Annotated in this window: 9 protein-coding genes and 2 rRNA genes; 6 read left to right on the forward strand and 5 right to left on the reverse strand. The window is 34.6% G+C overall.

Annotation, left to right across the window (positions count from 1 at the left end):
* Positions 1-59: 59 nt before the first annotated feature.
* From NWE74_RS12960 to NWE74_RS12980, 5 genes are all read left to right on the forward strand, one after another.
* Positions 60-2,961, forward strand: a 23S ribosomal RNA gene (locus NWE74_RS12960).
* Positions 2,962-3,090: 129 nt separating this feature from the next.
* Positions 3,091-3,207, forward strand: a 5S ribosomal RNA gene (rrf, locus tag NWE74_RS12965).
* Positions 3,208-3,602: 395 nt separating this feature from the next.
* Positions 3,603-5,573, forward strand: a complete 1,971-nt coding sequence (uvrB, locus tag NWE74_RS12970) for an excinuclease ABC subunit UvrB (RefSeq protein WP_258243424.1) — start codon at positions 3,603-3,605, stop codon at positions 5,571-5,573.
* Positions 5,574-8,399: an excinuclease ABC subunit UvrA gene (gene uvrA, locus NWE74_RS12975; RefSeq protein WP_258243425.1), complete on the forward strand. Its 2,826-nt coding sequence runs from the start codon at positions 5,574-5,576 to the stop codon at positions 8,397-8,399.
* Positions 8,400-8,498: 99 nt separating this feature from the next.
* Complete coding sequence (locus NWE74_RS12980; RefSeq protein WP_258243426.1) at positions 8,499-10,028, forward strand: YfcC family protein; 1,530 nt, start codon at positions 8,499-8,501, stop codon at positions 10,026-10,028.
* 93 nt (positions 10,029-10,121) lie between these two features.
* On the opposite strand, the gene NWE74_RS12985 is transcribed toward NWE74_RS12980, so the two are convergent.
* The 5 genes from NWE74_RS12985 to NWE74_RS13005 are packed head-to-tail and all read right to left on the reverse strand — an operon-like array spanning position 10,122 to position 14,492.
* On the reverse strand, positions 10,122-11,075 hold the full coding sequence (locus NWE74_RS12985) for an ABC transporter ATP-binding protein (RefSeq protein WP_258243427.1): 954 nt from the start codon (positions 11,073-11,075) through the stop codon (positions 10,122-10,124).
* Positions 11,068-12,093 carry an ABC transporter ATP-binding protein gene (locus tag NWE74_RS12990; protein ID WP_258243428.1) on the reverse strand — a complete coding sequence of 342 codons (1,026 nt, stop codon included), beginning with the start codon at positions 12,091-12,093 and terminating at the stop codon, positions 11,068-11,070. The genes NWE74_RS12985 and NWE74_RS12990 overlap by 8 nt, the downstream gene beginning before the upstream one ends.
* A 21-nt stretch (positions 12,094-12,114) precedes the next feature.
* On the reverse strand, positions 12,115-13,146 hold the full coding sequence (opp3C, locus tag NWE74_RS12995) for an oligopeptide ABC transporter permease (RefSeq protein ID WP_258243429.1): 1,032 nt from the start codon (positions 13,144-13,146) through the stop codon (positions 12,115-12,117).
* Between the two features lies 1 nt (position 13,147).
* On the reverse strand, positions 13,148-14,089 hold the full coding sequence (locus tag NWE74_RS13000) for an ABC transporter permease (RefSeq protein ID WP_258243430.1): 942 nt from the start codon (positions 14,087-14,089) through the stop codon (positions 13,148-13,150).
* A 40-nt stretch (positions 14,090-14,129) separates the two neighbouring features.
* The gene (locus tag NWE74_RS13005) at positions 14,130-14,492 is read right to left on the reverse strand and encodes a DUF3899 domain-containing protein (protein ID WP_258243431.1); all 363 of its coding nucleotides are present in this window, start codon (positions 14,490-14,492) and stop codon (positions 14,130-14,132) included.
* Positions 14,493-14,707: 215 nt separating this feature from the next.
* Between NWE74_RS13005 and NWE74_RS13010 the strand changes: the two genes are divergently transcribed.
* The gene (locus tag NWE74_RS13010) at positions 14,708-16,360 is read left to right on the forward strand and encodes an ABC transporter substrate-binding protein (protein WP_258243432.1); all 1,653 of its coding nucleotides are present in this window, start codon (positions 14,708-14,710) and stop codon (positions 16,358-16,360) included.
* Positions 16,361-16,366 lie beyond the last annotated feature (6 nt).

The raw sequence follows: 16,366 nt of genomic DNA on the forward strand, positions 1-16,366 counted from the left end.
GCACTGGAATAAACTGAGTGAATACGAAGTTTGTTCAGTAGCGATAACTTTTAATAACTGGTCAAGTTATTAAGGGTGCAGGGCGGATGCCTTGGCACTAGGAGCCGATGAAGGACGCGATAAGCTGCGATAAGCTTCGGGGAGTTGCACGTAAACTTTGATCCGAAGATTTCCGAATGAGGAAACTCACTTAGAGTAATGTCTAAGTATTGTTAAGTGAATACATAGCTTAATGAGGGGAACCCGGGGAACTGAAACATCTAAGTACCTGGAGGAAAAGAAAGAAATTCGATTCCGTAAGTAGCGGCGAGCGAACGCGGATAAGGCCAAACCAATGAAGTTTTCTTCATTGGGGTTGCGGACATGCAACATGGATGCACTATCGTAAATGAAGAGAGTTGGAAAGCTCCGCCATAGAAGGTAATAGCCCTGTAATTGAAACGAGAAAGCTACTAGCATGATCCAGAGTACCACGGGACACGTGAAACCCTGTGGGAAGCAGGAGGGACCATCCTCCAAGCCTAAATACTACCTAGTGACCGATAGCGCATAGTACCGTGAGGGAAAGGTGAAAAGAACCCCGGGAGGGGAGTGAAATAGAACCTGAAACCCTGCACTTACAAGCTGTGGGAGCACATTTCTTGTGTGACCGCGTACTTTTTGTAGAACGGGCCAACGAGTTACGTTAAGTAGCAAGGTTAAGCACTTCAGGTGTGGAGCCGTAGCGAAAGCGAGTCTTAAATGGGCGACCTAAGTTACTTGACGTAGACCCGAAACCGGGCGACCTATCCATGAGCAGGTTGAAGCGAAAGTAAAATTTCGTGGAGGACCGAACCCACGAGCGTTGAAAAGCTCGGGGATGACTTGTGGATAGCGGTGAAATTCCAATCGAGCCCGGAGATAGCTGGTTCTCCCCGAAATAGCTTTAGGGCTAGCCTCAAGCGTAGAGAAACGGAGGTAGAGCACTGAATGTCCTAGGGGGTATTGCACTTACCGAAGACTATCAAACTCCGAATGCCGTTTTCTTTTACTTGGGAGTCAGACTGTGGGTGATAAGATTCATAGTCAAGAGGGCAACAGCCCAGATCGTCAGCTAAGGTCCCTAAATGTACGTTAAGTGGTAAAGGATGTGGGATTGCACAGACAACCAGGATGTTGGCTTAGAAGCAGCCACTCATTTAAAGAGTGCGTAATAGCTCACTGGTCGAGTGATCCTGCGCCGAAAATTTCCGGGGCTAAAACGTACTACCGAAGCTACGGCATCATTATGATGGGTAGGGGAGCTTCGTATGCAGGCTGAAGCATGACCGTAAGGACATGTGGACAGTATACGAGTGAGAATGTTGGCATGAGTAGCGAGACGTGGGTGAGAATCCCACGGGCCGTAAACCCAAGGTTTCCAGGGGAAGGTTCGTCCGCCCTGGGTTAGTCGGGACCTAAGCCGAGGCCGAAAGGCGTAGGTGATGGACAACAGGTTGATATTCCTGTACCGCCAATAAGCGTTTGAGAAATGGGATGACACAGTAGGATAAGCTAACCACACTGTTGGTTATGTGTGGCTAAGTACTGAGGCAGTCTAGATAGGCAAATCCGTCTAGATAATGCTGGGGTACGATGGGGAGCGAAATTTAGTAGCGAAGTAGCTGATTTCACACTGTCGAGAAAAGTCTCTATCGAGTTTAAAGGCGCCCGTACCGTAAACCGACACAGGTGGGTGAGGAGAGTATCCTAAGGCCAGCGAGAGAACTATTGTTAAGGAACTCGGCAAAATGACCCCGTAACTTAGGGAGAAGGGGTGCCATCCTTTGGATGGCCGCAGAGAATAGGCCCAAGCGACTGTTTACCAAAAACACAGGTTTCTGCTAAGTCGCAAGACGATGTATAGGAGCTGACGCCTGCCCGGTGCTGGAAGGTTAAGGGGATCTGTCAGGAGCAATCCGAAGCAGTGAACTTAAGCCCCAGTAAACGGCGGCCGTAACTATAACGGTCCTAAGGTAGCGAAATTCCTTGTCGGGTAAGTTCCGACCCGCACGAAAGGCGTAACGATTTGGGCACTGTCTCAACAATAGACTCGGTGAAATTGTAATCCCGGTGAAGATGCCGGGTACCTGCGACAGGACGGAAAGACCCCATGGAGCTTTACTGTAGCTTGACGTTGGGTCTTGGTACTACATGTACAGGATAGGTGGGAGACTATGAAGCATGAACGCCAGTTTGTGTGGAGTCATCCTTGGGATACCACCCTTGTAGTACTGGGATCCTAACCATAGGCCTTGAATCAGGTCTTGGGACACCGTCAGGTGGGCAGTTTGACTGGGGCGGTCGCCTCCTAAAAAGTAACGGAGGCGCTCAAAGGTTTCCTCAGCACGGTCGGAAATCGTGCGAAGAGTGCAAAGGCAAAAGGAAGCTTGATTGCAAGACATACAGGTCGAGCAAGGACGAAAGTCGGACTTAGTGATCCGGTGGTACCGCATGGAAGGGCCATCGCTCAACGGATAAAAGCTACCCTGGGGATAACAGGCTTATCTCCCCCAAGAGTCCACATCGACGGGGAGGTTTGGCACCTCGATGTCGGCTCATCACATCCTGGGGCTGTAGTAGGTCCCAAGGGTTGGGCTGTTCGCCCATTAAAGTGGTACGCGAGCTGGGTTCAGAACGTCGTGAGACAGTTCGGTCCCTATCCGTCGCAGGCGTAGGAAATTTGAGGAGACCTGTCCTTAGTACGAGAGGACCGGGATGGACGTACCTCTGGTGTACCAGTTGTTCTGCCAAGGGCATGGCTGGGTAGCTATGTACGGAATGGATAAGCGCTGAAAGCATCTAAGCGCGAAGCCAACTTCAAGATAAGATTTCCCACCGTAAGGGTAAGACCCCAGGAAGACTACCTGGTTGATAGGTCGAAGGTGTAAGTGCAGTAATGTATTTAGCTTATCGATACTAATAGGTCGAGGACTTGACCAATAAATGTTTGAGCAACGGATATGACTGAAGCGAGAGCGAAGGAATATCGTTGGCGACATGAATGAAATGAATTTTCATCTCTAAATGATATACAGTTTTCAGAGTATTAACTCTAAAAAATAAAGATTATGTGGTTATTATAGCAAAGAGGATACACCTGTTCCCATTCCGAACACAGAAGTTAAGCTCTTTAGCGCTGATGGTACTTGGAGGGCGACCTCCTGGGAGAGTAAGACGTAGCCACGTAATCTTTTTTTATTTATAAAATAAATTATAGATTATAAATGATTTTTTCATTTATATAAATATTATGTACTATTTAATCCTAGGAAATTTTCCTAGGATTTTTATTTATAAAAAATTTTATAAAAAATAAAAACAAATGTATATAAAGTTAATATATGGACATAATTATAATGTAAAACTTAATAAATAAATTACTCAATCTCCCCCATTTTAAAAGGCCTCTATCCCCCATAGAGGTCTTTATTTTATTGTTTAAAACATTAATTTTATATAGGTTGAAATTGACCTATATTGGGTAAAATATCAAAAATAAACAAATTAGAAATAAATTTATAATTTATGTGATATAATTATATTTATTAAGAACCTATGTTCGTAAAAAAGGAGTGAGATTGATGGATTTTAATTTAAAATCAGATTTTAAGCCTACAGGTGATCAACCTGAAGCTATAAAATCCATTGTTACAGCTATAAATAATGATGAAAAGTATTCTACACTTTTAGGGGTTACAGGATCAGGTAAAACTTTTACAATGGCAAATATTATACAGGAGACTAAAAAACCTACATTAATACTTGCTCATAATAAAACTTTAGCAGCTCAACTATATAGTGAGTTTAAAGAATTTTTTCCAGATAATGCAGTAGAATATTTTGTTAGTTACTATGATTACTATCAACCTGAAGCATATGTAGCACATAGTGACACATACATAGAAAAAGATGCTAGCATAAATGATGAAATTGATAAATTAAGACACTCGGCAACAGCATCTATATTAGAAAGAGATGATGTTATTATAATATCCTCTGTTTCATGTATCTACGGTTTAGGAGATCCTGAAGACTATAAAAAACTTATGGTATCTCTAAGGCCTGGAATGGAAAAAGATAGGGATGAAGTTATAAAGAAATTAATAGAAATCCAATATGAAAGAAATGATATTAATTTTACAAGAGGTACTTTTAGAGTTAGAGGAGATATTTTAGAAATATTCCCTGCTAGCAATGATGAAAAAGCAATCCGTATAGAATTTTTTGGAGATGAAATAGATAGAATAACAGAAATTGATTATGTTACAGGAAAAATTGTAGGGGTAAGAAATCATATAGTTATATTTCCTGCATCTCACTATGTCACAACTCCAGAAAGAGTAGAAAAAGCGATTATTGAAATAGAAAAAGAAGTAGAAGAAAGAATAAATTATTTTAAAGAAAATGATAAGTTAATAGAAGCGCAAAGAATAGATCAAAGAACTAGATATGATATTGAGATGTTAAGAGAAATAGGATTTTGCCAAGGAATAGAAAACTATTCAAGACATATAACGGGTAGAAAGCCTGGAGAAAAGCCATATACATTAATGGATTTCTTCCCAGATGATTATCTAATAATAGTTGATGAATCGCATGTTACAGTACCACAAGTAAGAGGTATGTATGCTGGAGATAGGTCAAGAAAATCATCTCTTATAGATAATGGATTTAGACTTCCGTCAGCTTATGATAATAGACCTTTAAACTTTGAAGAGTTTGAATCTAATATAAATCAAATATTATTTGTTACAGCAACTCCAGGTCCTTATGAAATTCAACATTCAACAACCGTAGCAGAACAAATTATAAGACCAACTGGATTACTAGATCCTATAATTGAAGTTAGACCTATAAACAATCAAATTGATAATTTAGTTGTAGAGATTAATAAGATTATAGAAAAAAATGAAAGAGTATTAATAACAACATTGACTAAAAAGATGAGTGAGGATTTGACTAATTACCTAAAAGAGATTGGAATAAAGGTTAAGTACTTACACTCAGATATAGATACATTAGAGAGAGTAGAAATAATAAGAGATTTAAGGCTTGGTAAATTTGATGTATTAGTAGGTATAAACTTACTTAGAGAAGGATTAGATATACCAGAGGTTTCTTTAGTAGCTATATTAGACGCAGATAAAGAAGGTTTCCTTCGTTCCGAAACTTCATTAATACAAACTATAGGTCGTGCAGCTAGAAACTCAGAAGGTAGGGTTATAATGTATGCAGATAAAGTGACTAGATCTATGGAAAGTGCGATAGAAGAGACTAAAAGAAGAAGAGAAATTCAGATGATTTATAATGAAGAACATTCAATTATACCTACTACCATTAAAAAGGGTATAAGAAATGCTATAGAAGCTACTAAAGTAGCAGATGAAGAGGCTACATATGGAATAAAAGAAACTGATAATATAGATGAAATAAAAGAAAATATTGAGATTCTACAAGCTGAAATGATGGAAGCTGCACAAAATCTACAATTTGAAAGGGCATCAGAGCTTAGAGATAAAATTAAGCAACTTGAGGAAAGGATTAATATATAAATGGAAAATAAAATTATAATAAAAGGAGCTAAAGAGCATAATTTAAAAAATGTGGATCTAGAAATACCTAGAGATAAGTTTATTGTATTTACAGGCTTATCTGGATCGGGTAAATCTTCTTTAGCATTTGATACTATTTATGCTGAAGGCCAAAGACGATATGTAGAAAGTTTATCTGCATATGCAAGACAATTCTTAGGCCAAATGGAAAAACCAAACGTAGAATATATAGAAGGTTTATCACCTGCTATTTCAATAGACCAAAAAACAACATCTAAAAATCCACGTTCTACAGTTGGTACAGTTACTGAAATTTATGATTATTTAAGGTTATTATTTGCAAGAGTAGGAGAAGTTCATTGTCCTACATGCAGTAAATTAATAAGTCAAATGACTATACAGGAGATTGTAGATAAAATGATGGCGTTTGAAGAACGAACAAAGTTACAAATTTTATCTCCTGTTGTTAGAGGCCAAAAGGGTACACATAAAAAAGTTATAGAAAACATTAAAAAAGAAGGATTTGTAAGAATTAGAGTAGATGGAGAAAATTATGAGGTAACAGATGATATAGATTTAAATAAAAACCAAAAACATAATATTGAGGTTGTGGTAGATAGAATTATAATTAAAGATGGAATAGAAGCAAGATTAGCTGATTCTATAGAAACAGCTGTTAAATTATCTGACGGTTTAGTTATAGCACAAATAATAGATGGAGATGAGATATTATACTCAACTAAATTTGCATGTCCAGAACATGGTATTGGTATAGAGGAACTATCTCCAAGAATGTTTTCATTTAATAGTCCATTTGGAGCTTGTGATAGTTGTAATGGATTAGGTGAAAGCAAAGAAGTTGACCCAGATTTAGTTGTTCCAAATAGTGAATTATCTATAAAACAAGGTGCTATAGTAGCGTGGGGATCTGTTGGAACTAATGATGATACATATTATAGCAAAATGGTAAAAAGTTTAGCTGAAAAGTTTAATGTAGATTTATCTACACCATTTAAAGATTTACCTGAGGAATTTGTAAATGAGCTATTATATGGACATGATAATGTAATGGTTGAATTTGTATATGAATCTAAATATGGCGGGAATAGATTATACAAAGCTCCATTTGAAGGTGTAATAGTAAATTTAGAGAGAAGATATAGAGAAACTAACTCGGAGTATTCTAGAGACAAAATAGAAGAATTTATGGCAGATAAACCTTGCCCTAAATGTAAGGGAGCAAGGCTAAGAAAAGAAGTACTATCTGTACTAGTTGATAACAAAAATATAATGGATGTAACTGACTTTTCAGTTAATGAACTAATAAGTTATATAGAAAATATAAACTTAAGTGAAAAACAAAAGTTTATAGCGCATGAAATCTTAAAAGAAATAAAAGGCAGAGCATCTTTCTTAAGAGATGTAGGGTTAGATTATCTTAATTTATCTAGGAAAGCAGGTACTTTGTCAGGAGGAGAAGCTCAGCGTATAAGACTTGCAACTCAAATAGGATCAGCTTTAGTTGGAGTTTTATATGTCCTTGACGAACCAAGTATAGGTCTTCATCAAAGAGATAACGATAGATTAATCGGTACTTTAAGACATTTAACAAATATAGGTAACACCTTGATAGTAGTAGAACATGATGAAGATACTATGAAAGAAGCAGATTATATTATTGATATTGGACCAGGTGCAGGTGTTCACGGTGGAGAAATTGTAGCTCAGGGTACGCTTGAAGAAATACTAGAAAATCCAAACTCTATAACAGGTCAGTATTTAAGTGGTAAAAAACAAATTCAAATACCAAAGGAAACTAGAGAAGGTAATGGACAATATATTGAAATAGTTAAAGCTAATGAAAATAACTTAAAAAATATAAATGTTAAATTCCCATTAGGTAAATTTACTTGTATAACAGGAGTATCTGGTTCAGGGAAAAGTACATTAATAAATGATATATTATACAAAGGTATAGCAAGTAAGGTAAATAGATTAAGAGAAAGACCAGGTAAACATAAGGAAATTAAAGGGGTAGAAAATATAGATAAAGTAATAAATATAGATCAAAGCCCTATAGGAAGAACTCCTCGATCAAACCCAGCTACTTATACAGGTGTGTTTGATATGATAAGAGATTTATTTGCATCTACTAATGAAGCTAAAGCTAGAGGGTATCAAAAAGGAAGATTTAGTTTTAACGTAAAAGGTGGTAGATGTGAGGCTTGTAAGGGGGATGGTATTATTAAAATAGAAATGCATTTCTTACCAGATGTATACGTACCATGTGAAGTATGTAAAGGTGAGAGATATAACAGAGAAACATTACAGGTTAAATATAAGGATAAAACTATAGCTGATGTTCTGGATATGAATGTAGAAGAAGCTCTTAACTTCTTTGAAAATATACCGAATATAAGAAGAAAGCTTGAAACATTAATGGATGTAGGACTTTCTTATATAAAATTAGGGCAACCATCTACTCAATTATCAGGAGGAGAGGCACAAAGAATAAAATTAGCTACTGAATTAAGCAAAAGACCTACAGGAAAAACTTTATATATACTTGATGAGCCTACAACTGGTCTTCATATAGCAGATGTAGATAAATTAATTCAAGTATTACAAAGATTAGCGGATACAGGTAATAGTATAGTAGTTATAGAGCATAATTTAGATGTTATAAAAACTTGTGACTATATAATTGATTTAGGACCAGAAGGTGGAGATAAAGGTGGTAAAATTGTTGCTACAGGTACACCTGAAGAAGTTTCAAAAGTAGAAGGATCTTATACTGGAATGTTTTTAAAAAAATACTTTAATTAAGTCAAAAAACAAAGAAAAATAAATTTATATGAAGGATTATCTCAAGTATTGAAGAATAGGTAAGGTATCTAAAAAAATTTTATAAAAGGGGATGATTGAATGTCATCAAAAAAGAAATTTAAGTTTTCATTTCCAACAGCGTATACTGTAACACTTATAGTTATGCTATTGGTTTTAGGTCTTACCTATATTATACCTTCAGGAAAGTATGCTAAATTACTCTATAATGCTGAGACCAATGTATTTTCGGTGGAGTCAGCGACAGGTGAAATTACTGAAAAAGAAGCAACACAGCAAACACTTGATGAACTTGGGGTAAAAATTAATTTAAGTAAGTTCACAGATGGATCTATAAGTAAGCCTGTTGCAATTCCAGGTACTTATCAACAATTAGAAAAAGAAAAAACTAATGTATTCAAAGCAGTAATTACATTTTTAAATGCACCAGTTCAAGGCCTATATGATTCTATAGATATTATAGCATTTGTATTGGTAATAGGTGGAATAGTTGGTGTAATAAACAAAACAGGATCATTTACAGCAGGAATAAGTGCGCTATCAAGAAGCTTAAAAGGTAGAGAAGCTTGGTTAATAGTTATAATAACAGTTCTTATAGGGATAGGAGGTACAACTTTTGGATTGGCAGAAGAGACTATAGCATTTTATCCAATTGTTGTTCCGATATTCTTAGCAGCTGGGTATGATGCATTAGTTGCTATAGCCGCTATATATCTAGGATCATGTATGGGTACAATGGCATCAACAGTAAATCCGTTTTCAACAGTTATAGCATCAAATACAGCAGGTATAGACTTTACAAGTGGTATGGCTATAAGACTATTTATGTTGGTTGCAGGTCTTATTGTTTGTGTTGTATATACTGTTAGATATGCTGAAAAGGTTAAAAAAGACCCAACTCAATCTTTAATTTACTCACAAAAGCAAGATTTAGAAAATCAATTTTTAAAAGCTCATAATGAAGGTGAAATACCGGAATTTACATGGGGAAGAAAACTTATGTTAATAATATTTGCGGTTTCATTTGTAGTTATGGTATATGGTGTTAAAGAATTGGGATGGTGGTTTAAAGAAATGACAGCTCTATTCCTATTTGTAACATTTATATTAGCATTCATATCAGGACTTAAGGAAGAAGAATTTGTTTCAGAATTTGTATCAGGGGCTGGTGAGTTATTAGGTGTTGCATTAATAATAGGTATAGCTCGTGGTGTTACAATAATAATGGATGGTGGTATGATAAGTGATACTATTTTAAATAGTTTAAGCAACTTAGTATCAAGTATGAGTGGAGTTATTTTCTCTACAGTAATGTTCTTAGTTTATATAGTTCTGGGATTCTTTATTTCTTCATCTTCTGGATTAGCAGTGCTATCAATGCCTATAATGGCACCTCTTGCAGATGTTGTTGGAGTAAATAGAGATATTATAGTAAGTGCTTATCAATTTGGACAAGGGCTTATAGGATTTATAACACCTACAGGATTAATACTTGCATCTTTGGCGATGGTAAATGTAACTTATGATAAATGGCTGAAATTTGTTACCCCTTTGATAGTAATAATTTCTATAATTTCTATAGTAGTTTTAGGAGTAGGAGTAATTATATAAATACAAAAAATAGGTAGATGCTAATCTACCTATTTTTTATTTTCATATAATATATATTCAAAGGAAAAGAATATTTATTTTGTATAAATTGATTTATGCATTAGATTCTTTTGCTGAAAGTTCTTTTTCATATTGAACTAGCTCAGTTTTAGATGCATATATGAAATGGCCAGGTCTTATTTCTACCCATTCAGGACTTTCAGTAGTGTAGTCATGCATGTTAGGATCATATTTTATACGCGTTCTTCCTTTTTCATAGTCTGGATCAGGAAGTGGTATAGCTGATAATAATGATTTTGTATAAGGATGTAGAGGATTTTCATAAAGTTCATCAGCAGTAGTTAATTCAACTAATTTACCTCTATGCATAACACCTATTCTATCACTTATATATTTTACCATTGAAAGGTCGTGGGCTATAAATAAATAAGTAAGACCATTTTCCTTTTGTAATTTTCTAAGGAGATTAACAACTTGAGCTTGAATAGATACATCAAGTGCAGATATAGGCTCATCAGCAATTATAAACTTTGGCTCTATAGCTAATGCACGAGCTATTCCTATACGTTGTCTTTGCCCTCCAGAGAATTCATGAGGATATCTACTTGCATGTTGTTCATTAAGACCAACAGTTTTTAATAGTTCATAAACCTTTTTAGTTCTTTCTTCTTTATTTTTACATAACCCATGTATATCTAGACCTTCTGCTATTATATCTGCTACAGTCATACGAGGATTTAGACAAGCCATTGGATCTTGGAATATCATTTGCATGTTTTTATTAACATGATGTCTATCTGATCTACTTAATTTTTTAGCAGATATATTTTTTCCGTCAAATATAACTTCTCCAGCAGTAGGATCATAAAGACGAATAATAGCTCTTCCAGTGGTAGACTTACCAGATCCAGATTCACCAACTAATCCAAAAGTTTCACCTTCATATATATGAAAAGATACATCATCAACAGCCTTTACAGTTGTATTTCTATTAACTTTAAAATGTTGTTTTAAATTTTTTACTTCAAGTAATATTTTTTTACTCATCTGCATTCACCTTCTTTCTTTCGATGTTTAAAGGTCTTTCAACTTTATTGGCCAATGGGTGTAATAGCCAAGTGGCAGCATAGTGAGTATCACTTACTTTAAACATTGGAGGCTCTGCTAAATGGTCTAACTTGATAGCAAATTCACTACGAAGAGCGAATGCATCCCCTTTAGGTGGATTCATTAAATCCGGAGGAGTACCTGGTATGTTGTATAAATCATTATCTCCTATATCTAAAGTAGGCATAGAACCTAAAAGACCCCAAGTATATGGATGTTGAGGATTATAGAATATATCATCTGAAGTTCCGTATTCTATAATTTTACCAGCATACATAACAGCAACCCTATCAGCCATATTAGCAACAACTCCAAGGTCATGAGTTATAAATATAACGGCTACACCAGTACGAGCTTGTAAGTCTTTTATAAGCTCTAGTATTTGAGCTTGTATAGTAACATCAAGAGCAGTAGTAGGTTCGTCTGCAATCAATATCTTTGGATTACAGGCTAATGATATTGCTATTACGATACGTTGTCTCATACCTCCAGAAAATTGGTGAGGATACTGCTTAAATCTTTTTTCTGGTTCAGATATACCGACTAAATTTATAAGTTCTATAGCCTTTATCTTTGCTTCTTCTTTACTAAGTCCTTGATGTTTTATAATTGGTTCCATAATTTGTTTACCAATAGTCATTGTAGGGTTTAGAGAAGTCATTGGATCCTGGAATATCATAGCTATATCTTTACCTCTAACTTTCTCCATTTCCCTTTCACTAAGTTTTGTTAAATCTCTATTTTCAAATAAAATTTCCCCATCTTTTATAAATCCATTAGCAGATAATATCCTCATTATAGTTTTACAGGCAACAGATTTACCAGAACCTGATTCACCAACTATAGCTAGAGTTTCTCCTTTATGTAGATCAAATGTAACTCCCCTAACAGCTTGAACCTCCCCGCCGTAAGTACCGAAGTTAACACATAGATTTTTTACTTCTAGTAATTTTTCCAATTAATTCATCTCCCTTACTAATTATTGATTACGCATTTTTGGGTCAACAGCATCTCTTAAACCATCTGCTAATAAGTTAAGGCTGAATATTAATAAACAAACAACAGTAGATGGTATAAGCATCATGTATGGATAGTTTTGTAATGCTTGATAACCTTCATTTATTAATACCCCTAGTGATGCTTGAGGTGGTTGTAGACCTAAACCTATGAAACTTAAGAAAGCTTCGTAGAATATAGCACTTGGTAATGAGAACATAATCATTACAACTATTTGACCAATAACGTTAGGGAAAAGATGTTTAAGTATAAGTCTAAAATCAGAAGAACCTAAAGTTTTAGAAGCTAAAACAAACTCTTGATTTTTAAGTCTTAATACATGAGAACGAACAACCCTCGCCATACCAGTCCATCCAGATACAGCCATCGCCAGAGATATAGAAAGTATACCTGGATCAAATACCATTATAAATAGAGTAACTATAACAAGCTGAGGAATACCAGTTATGATTTCTATTATACGCTGCATGATAAGGTCAACTTTTCCACCATAGTATCCAGAGATACCACCGTAAGTAACACCAATTAGTAAATCAAACACAGCTGCTAATACAGCTATAAATAAAGAAACTCTTGCACCAGTCCATGTACGAGTCCAGATATCACGTCCTAAAGAATCTGTACCGAACAAGTACTTTTCTTGGATATTTTTTTCTTTGTAAACATCAACACCATTAGAGTTTTTACCATCCATGATACCTAGAGAAGATACGATAGGCATATTTGGTGGAACTTTAGTGTGTCTTATGTTTTGAGTTTTATAATCAAATTTAGAGAACATAGGAGCAAATATTGCCATTAGAACTATACAAGTTAAAATTATTAAGCCAGCAACAGCGCCTGGATTTTTAAATAATCTTTTTCTAGCATCTTGCCAGAAAGTTAAACTAGGTCTAGAAATAGCTTCATTATCTCCAGTTTCTGCAAGTGCAGGTTTAAATAAATCAGGAGTTAATTGAACTTCTTGACCATCAATCATCACTTTATCAACCATCTTAATTACCTCCTGCTAAACGTATTCTAGGGTCTATTACGCCATAAAGAATATCTACTATTAATATAACTACTATATAGAATGCACTATAAAGTATAGCTACACCAGATATTACAAATAAATCATTAGTATTTATAGCGTTAACTAGCAAATCACCAATACCAGGGACTGCGAAGACTTTTTCAACAACTAATGAACCTGTAAGTAATCCAGCTGCCAGAGGTCCTAAAACAGTTATAACAGGTATTAAGGCATTTCTAAGAGCATGTTTTAATATAACAGTGGCCTTGCTTAAACCTTTTGCTTTTGCAGTTACTATGTAGTCTGAGTTTAAAACTTCTACTAGCTCAGTTCTAGTAAAACGGGCAACATTTGATATAGTAAAGAATGATAAAGCTAAAGACGGTAATACTGTCCACACATACCTAAAATCAGATCCTAAAGGAACACCCCACGTTATAGGTAAGAGACTCATTTTACTTGCTATATATAGCTGTAGTGTGGCTGCAAATACGAAGGATGGAACAGATACTCCGACAACTGATAAAATCGTACATAGATAGTCCCAGATGGTATTACGATTAAGTGCAGCAACTATTCCTAGGGCTAAACCTACAATAGTACCGAATACTAAAGATTGAGCACCAAGCATAGCAGATGGACCTATACGTATTTTTATAATATCTTCAACTTTTTGATTAGCATTTTTAAAAGATGTACCTAATTTACCTTGGAAAACACCAGTTAAGTATTTTATATATTGAACAGGTACGGGCTTATCTAGTCCATATTGCGCTTCTAATTGTTCAATTTGTTGTGCATTTAATTTTTGATCATTGAATGGAGTTCCTGGAAGAAGTCTTACCAAGAAAAAAGTAACAGATATAACAACAAAAAGTGTTATAAACATGTACATAATACGTTTCATTACATAGCGAAACACCGCTAATCCCCCCTTTTAATAATAAAATAGTTTTTTATATCTATGATATAGAAATAAAACTTATGCCAATAGATATAGCCGAAATTAATAAACCAGAGAAAAGTAAATTATATGTAAGGAAAAAATTATTTTCTCTATTTATAAAATCATCTATTGTAATATCGGCATCATCACACAATACTCCCCTTTTCTTTTGTAGCTGCTGTCCCAGCTTATTGAATGCGAATATGGTGATGTTGAAAAATCCTTTTTCCCATACAAAACACATTAAACCAAATAAAAAGTAAATCATGCCTATAATAAAAGCGCAATTTAAAAAAGAATATTTACTAAAATCGCTAAAAATGGCGTAAATTGTACTAATTATCCCATCAAATGCAAGTAAGGTTAAAAAATGTTTCATAATGTCACCGCCTTCGAAAATATTTATTAGTCTAATTGTAATGTCATATTAAAGTAATTTCAAGTTAAAATAAAAAAATTTATAAAATTTTTTTTATTTAGATAAAAATCAAAAAATTAAAAAAAATAAATGACTTTTAATCAAAAATGCTATACAATAAATTTTAAATATATGAGTTTATTTGTTTAGAAAGAAAAAATGGGAGGGTGAGTATTATGTTTTTAAAAAGAAAAATAACAGTAATGGCAACAGTAGCATTATTAAGTTCAAGTTTACTAGCTGGATGTAGTAGTTCAGGTGGTGGCACAGGATCAAGTGGCGGAGGCGGAGCTGCTACTGCCGAAGAAGTGTTAGCAAATAAAAATGCAAGAACTGCTCTAGCAATGGCTATAGATAAGCAAGCTTTATGTGATGTTATATTAAATAATGGGTCTATACCTTCAAATACATACACACCTAAAAAGCTAGCTATGAATGAAGGTAAAGATTATACAGATCTTCTTAAAGATGCAGGATATGATTATAACGAAGAAGCTGCAAAAGAAGCATGGGCTAAAGCTAAAGAAGAAGTTGGATTTGATACAGTTGAGTTAGAATTTTTAACATTTGACCATGACTCAGGTAAAAGAACAGGTGAATTTGTTCAGGGTGAATTATCAGATTTAGAAGGCTTAACAGTAAAAGTTACTAATTTACCATTTAAACAAAAATTAGCAAGAGAAACTAAAGGAGATTTTGATTTTTCTTTCACAGGATGGGGAGCAGATTATCCAGACCCATTAACATTCTTATCAACAATGCAAAAAGGTGGTCAATATGCTAATCAAGTAGGATATGCTAATGAGGAGTTTAATAAATTAATGGCTGAAGCTAAAAAACTTCCAACAGCAGAGGGTTATAAGAAATACGCTGAAGCAGAAAAAATAATGTTAGATGATGCATATTTAGCTCCATTATTCCAAAAAGGAGCTTCTTATTTAGAAAAGGATTATGTATCTGGAATAGTAAATAATACTTGGGGAGCAGATTTTACTTACACATATGCTGATGTAAATAAACCTGAGAAAGTTTTAAACTTAGCTGTATCAGCAGATATACCTACATTAGATATAAGTAAAGCAACTGATCAACAATCATTCCAAACTGTAAATAGTACAATGGAAGGTTTAACAAGAATAGATGAAAAAGGTAATGTTAAACCAGGTGTAGCAGAAAAATGGCAAGCATCAGAAGATGGGTTAACTTGGACTTTTAATTTAAGAAAAAATTCAACATGGTCAGATGGAACTCCAGTAACTGCTAAAGATTTTGAATATTCTTGGAAGAGAACTTTAAATCCAGAAACAGCATCTGAATATGCATATATAATGGACGATATAGTAGGGGCAACAGACGCTGCTGATAAAGGTGTAGATGGAGTAGGGGTAAAAGCATTAGATGACTATACTTTAGAAGTTAAATTAAACAGACCAGTACCATATTTCCCACAATTAATGTCATTCCAAGTATTCTATCCACAAAGCCAAGCATTTGTTGAAAAATGTGGAGAAAAATATGGAACAAAAGCAGAATATCAACTATATAATGGACCATTTACATTAACAAGTTGGAAGATGGAAGACCAATTTAGTATGGATAAAAACCCTAATTATTGGGATGCAGCAAATGTTAAATTAAATAAAATAAATACAAAAGTAGTCAAAGAAACAGGAGCAGAGGTTAATCTATATAATGATGGTCAAATAGATAGAGCCGCTTTAACTTCTGATTATGTTGATAAATATAAAGACAGTAAAGACTTTAAAACAAGAGAATCTGCTTCTACATTTATGTTACAAATAAATGGTGGAAAAGGAACTAAAAAATAAAATAAT

The organism is Romboutsia lituseburensis (assembly GCF_024723825.1).
In the GTDB taxonomy this organism is placed as follows: Bacteria; Bacillota; Clostridia; order Peptostreptococcales; family Peptostreptococcaceae; genus Romboutsia_F; species Romboutsia_F lituseburensis_A.